This is a genomic window from uncultured Veillonella sp. (genome assembly GCF_915069625.1).
Lineage (GTDB): Bacteria > Bacillota > Negativicutes > Veillonellales > Veillonellaceae > Veillonella.
The window spans coordinates 1-4131 of the sequence record NZ_CAJZFD010000170.1; the positions used below are offsets into that span (position 1 = coordinate 1).

General features: G+C 37.4%; 2 protein-coding genes. Both read right to left on the reverse strand.

Annotated elements, in window-relative coordinates:
- Positions 1-100: 100 nt before the first annotated feature.
- A complete protein-coding gene (gene gluQRS / locus QZ548_RS08225) occupies positions 101-1066 on the reverse strand; it encodes a tRNA glutamyl-Q(34) synthetase GluQRS (RefSeq protein WP_295869616.1) in 966 nt (321 codons plus the stop codon).
- A 110-nt stretch (positions 1067-1176) separates the two neighbouring features.
- Positions 1177-4086 carry an insulinase family protein gene (locus QZ548_RS08230; RefSeq protein WP_295869618.1) on the reverse strand — a complete coding sequence of 970 codons (2910 nt, stop codon included), beginning with the start codon at positions 4084-4086 and terminating at the stop codon, positions 1177-1179.
- Positions 4087-4131 lie beyond the last annotated feature (45 nt).

The following is a 4131-nucleotide window of genomic DNA, read 5'->3' on the forward strand; positions in this document are numbered from 1 at the left end:
ATAAATATCGAAATTTGTCAATGTAATGTATCGAATTTTATAGTTAAAGAATTATACGCTTTTAGCAAACATTTTAGAACTAAAATCAATGTATCTAGTATCATTCAATGACAATTGTTTTTTGCCTCAAACTAGGAACTGAGAGGTCTAAATGAAGTAAATTAGAAAGGCTTATTTGTGGATGAGCATACCTAGCACCATCTATAAGCCCACCTGCAACAGCTAACTCGCCTAAAATCCTAGATGCTGACCATTGCTGTTCTCGTAATTCGCGGATTGTAATACTCTTTTGACGTTTAGATAGCCTATGTCCATCTGCATCTACCAAAAGTGGGGCATGACCATACTTAGGAACCACTATATTCTTATGGAGATAGCATTGTTGTAATGTATTATACAAATATAATTGCTGTCCCGTTGTATCGAGTAAATCATCGCCTCGAATCACTTCAGTTATTCCCATAGCTATATCATCTAATACGACTGCCAAATTATATGCGTACATACCATCACCACGACGTAATACATAATCATCTAGTTCACCTTCCAAATGAATATGCTGCTTACCTTGCCATCGATCATCAAACTCAAGATCACAAGAATCTATAGCAAGGCGCAAGGATGGTTCTTTACTATTACATAACTCTTGTATTTCAACATCACGTAAATGTCGACATTTTCCATCATAACGATGCACCACTTCTCCTACATGAGGAGCTGATGCTATGGATTGCAATCTAGTTCTATTACAAAAGCAAGGATAAATTAGTTTTTCTAATCTGAGATGTTCTAATATGTCTGCATAATATGTTTGTCTTTCACTTTGCCAATAGGCTACTTCTGGTCCACCTACACGAGGTCCTTCATCCCATTCAAAGCCAAGCCATTCTAAATCATCTAGTAAAGCTTCCCCTAGTTCTCGTTTTGACCGTTGTAGGTCTATATCCTCCATACGTACAACATACGTTCCTTTTTGTTGGCGTGTGGAGATATATGATAAAAGTGCTATCCACACGTTACCGAGATGAATATATCCTGTTGGACTAGGCGCAAATCTACCTTTCATTAGAACTCTCCTATAGCAGAAAACAAGTGGCATATCCATTATGAATATGCCACTTATACATCCGAAGATATGTCAAACTAAAGCAATATCATTTATTGATATAAACTTATTTATCCTAAAGACACAATGTTATCAAACACATTACCAGCATCTTTAATCTTTTGTTCGTTACCCATTGTGCAAATATGATTATCATTCAATACAGGTTCTACCACATCTGCTAATGCAACAATATCTTCTGGCTTACATGCGATTACTTGTTTACGGAACTCTACTTTGTCCTCTAATTTAGCCCCGCTAAAGTACATCCCCATCGCACGTGGTCCACGCAATGCAGGTGTCATTGGCAAGTCTAAAGAACTCATAGTGCCGATAATATATTTGCGCATTTCACGATCAGTCAATGTGAAATCACGAAGATATTGAGGTAACTCTTTATATACATTCAAAGTTTCCAACAAGTTAGGATCACGATAACTACAGAAAATCATATTGCCATCATCATAGAAATTAGCAAATGCTCCGTAAGCACCACCTTGTACACGAATACGAATCCAAAGGTATTCATAACGTAAAATCGTTTCTAACACGCTCATTGGACCAACATGTTTGAAACCATGATCGATGAAGTTACCACCTTGTGCTACGTATTGAACCTTACCAGCTGTAACAATACCATCGTTGCCAGATAGACGAGTGATTTGTAATACATCATCACTCAATTCTGTAGCATCCCAAGTTTCAACGAAAGGTTTCATAAGGTTTTCAAAGGCTTCTAATTCGCCTTCTTCACCAACAAACATAATATCTACATTGTTAGCGCGGAATATCTTACGAGCCACTTCGGCTAATTTCTCTGGTAAAAGTGGCAATGCTGCAGGATTAGATGCTAGTTCACTAATTTTTTGATAGTATCCTAAATTACCATTATCTCTAAACTTACCAACAGCAGAAACTTGAGCCATAACGCGTTGACTCACGATGGAATTACCACGGCGGAATGCTTCATTATCCCAAATGGCTTTACTTTCTTGAACAAGTTCAGTCAAACGTTGATCATCGCTATAATCTGCTTTTTGAACTACTTCATTAATCAAGCGACATAAATCTGGTAGTTTAGAATGTAATGCTTTCGCACGCACAATCATAAGAGGCGTAAATTCGTCACGCTTACCATCTTTGCTGATGGCCGTAATATCAGAACTCAATCCCCCTAAATTCATATTAATATCTTTAGCCAGTGCTTCATAACCGCGTTCAGATGTATCAATACGACCGAGGATATCACTTAAAATATCAGCGTAGAATAGTTCCTCCTCAGTGAGGCAATTTAATTTAAAGTACAATCCCACATAATTGATACCTTTTGTGAAAGTAGGTACAAAATGAACTGTAGTATTGCCAATTTTACTTTCACGACGTTCTACGGCTTCAATATTAGGATTTAAATCAGACAACTCGAGCAAAGGAATAGACGCTAGAGCTTCATCGCTATCTGGTGTTTCTTGACGAATTTTTAGGCGTTTTGTTTGCTCTACAATTGCTTCGATTTCTTCAGAGGTCATATTAGCTTTTACTGTAGCTAAATATTCTTTAACCTCTGCATCTTTACGTTCTTGAAGACCACGTTCAGGACAAATAGATACAAGAACTTTATGGTTATTATTCAAGATGGAATGACGAATTAAATCTTCGAAATATGTGCCAGCTAAGCCTTTTCGAATATTCGCTAATGCCTCTTCATAATGTAATAATTCCAATGGATCATTATCGTATAGCCAATTATCCATCATACGAATAATATAGGCTAAACCGATAGGACGACCACCAAAATCACTTTCACGAAGAGCAAATTCAATGCTATTTAAAGAAGCTTCTAATAACTCTTTATCTAAGCCCTTATCACATAACTCTTGTAATGTAGACTCTACAATACGCTGTAAGTCAGCTTGTTTATCTAGATTAGAACCTGTAGCTTGTACTGTCCACATAGGTTGGCGAATGCTATCTAAGTAGTAGCCACTAATATCAGAACCAATACCAGCTTTCACCAGCGCCTGTTTAAGAGGTGCTGCAGGAGATGTTAACAAAGCATGTGTTAACACTTCAAATGCCAAGCTATGTTCAGGTGTTACATCAGGCAATACATACGCAAAGGAATGCAATGTACGATTATCTGTTGGCTCCTCAGAACCTACACTATATGGATAGCTCACTACTTTACCTTCTGTAAATGGAGCTTGTAGAGCTACCTCCGTATGAACGTCAATAGCATCAAAATGACTTAAGTACTCATCATTTAAGAATGCTAATTGCTCTTCAATATTCATATCACCATACAAGAAGATATAACTATTGGATGGATGATAGTGAACACGGTAGAACTCTTGGAATTCTTCATATGTTAAATCTGTAATATAATCCGGATCCCCACCAGAGTCAACGCCATAAGTAGTATCTGGGAAAAGCTCACGCATCATTTGGCGTTCTAATACAGAGTCAGGAGATGAGTAAACACCCTTCATCTCATTGAATACAACACCTTTGTAGGTAAGTTCATCGTCTGCATTTTCGAGCTCATAATGCCAACCCTCTTGCATTACGATTTCTGCATCTTCACGAACACGTGGGTAGAATACAGCATCAAGATATACGTCCATCAAATTATGGAAGTCTTTATCGTTCTTACTCGCTACAGGATACATCGTTTTATCCGGATATGTCATAGCGTTTAGGAACGTATTTAAAGAACCTTTTACAAGTTCAACAAATGGCTCTTTTAATGGGAATTTGCGAGAACCACATAGAACGGAGTGCTCCATAATATGCGCTACACCGGTGCTATTATGAGGTGTTGTTCTAAAAGCAATATTGAATACTTTATTAGAATCTGGTGAATCGATATAAATTAAACGAGCACCAGACTTTTCGTGCTTCATTTCATAAGCGGTACCATTGATCTCATCAATGCGCTCAATGCGGTCAAGGCGAAAGCCAGAATAAACCTTATTTATTTCCATGCTGTCCCTTCTTTCTATATAAATAAAATGATTTCTTTCTTAACA

Excerpts from the sequence above, each read along its gene's own strand:
- QZ548_RS08230 (WP_295869618.1), bottom strand. The coding sequence starts at position 4,086 with ATGGAAATAAATAAGGTTTATTCTGGCTTTCGCCTTGACCGCATTGAG.
- gluQRS (WP_295869616.1), bottom strand. The coding sequence starts at position 1,066 with ATGAAAGGTAGATTTGCGCCTAGTCCAACAGGATATATTCATCTCGGT.